Genomic DNA, 691 nt, shown 5'->3' with positions numbered 1-691 from the left:
CTTCTTCCTATCCCTGGCCCAGAAAGGCTATGTCCCTGCCGAAAGCCTGGAGAAAAACACGGCCCAGATTGAGGCCGACTTCCAGGCGGGCAAATGCGCCGTTTTCGCCAGCGGCCCCTGGATGATCCAGCGGGCCCAGGTGCCGAGGCCCAAGGGGGGTTCGCCGAGCGGGTAGCCGCCAGGAACCTGGGGGTAGCCCCCTATCCCATAGGCCCCAGGGGGCGGTACACCTTCTTCGGCGGCTCCAACCTGGCCCTCTTCAGCTTCTCCAAGAACAAGGAGCTGGCCAAGGAGCTCCTGAAGTACCTGGGCAGCCCGGAGGCCCAGGTGACCTACGCCCGCATGAGCGGCTTGCTCCCCGCCCTGCGGACCGCCTGGAACGCCCCCGAGATCCACGGGAATCCCCTCATGCGGGTCTTCGTCCAGGCGGCCCAGTTTGGGCGCACCTATCCCAGCCTGGCGGGCTGGGGCGGGGTGGAGAACCTGGCGGTGCAACACCTGGGCATGGCCTGGGACCTGGTGGCGCAGAAGCGCCTTACCCAGGAGGCCCTCAAGGACCTGATGGACAAGGCTTCCGCCGCCATCAATAGCGCCTTGAGGTAGCGCAGAAGGGGGGGCTAACGCCCCCCCCTTACCCCAATACCATGGCCCTTTTCCGATTCTGGCAACGGTACGGCCTCGCTTACCTCTT

At 65.8% G+C, this 691-nt stretch carries 1 protein-coding gene; it reads left to right on the top strand.

Translation table 11 applies throughout. The features are described 5' to 3' along the window. Positions 1-93 precede the first annotated feature (93 nt). Complete coding sequence (locus ABWU19_RS15010; RefSeq protein WP_435902430.1) at positions 94-603, top strand: extracellular solute-binding protein; 510 nt, start codon at positions 94-96, stop codon at positions 601-603. The last annotated feature ends 88 nt before the right edge of the window (positions 604-691 follow it).

The sequence above is a fragment of the Meiothermus cerbereus genome (genome assembly GCF_051297115.1).
Taxonomy (GTDB): domain Bacteria; phylum Deinococcota; class Deinococci; order Deinococcales; family Thermaceae; genus Meiothermus; species Meiothermus cerbereus_A.
Note: the sequence above shows the minus strand (reverse complement) of the source record. Positions and strands in the feature narration are given on the sequence as shown.

Coding starts and splice junctions, on each gene's coding strand:
- ABWU19_RS15010 (WP_435902430.1), top strand. CDS start 94: ATGCGCCGTTTTCGCCAGCGGCCCCTGGATGATCCAGCGGGCCCAGGT.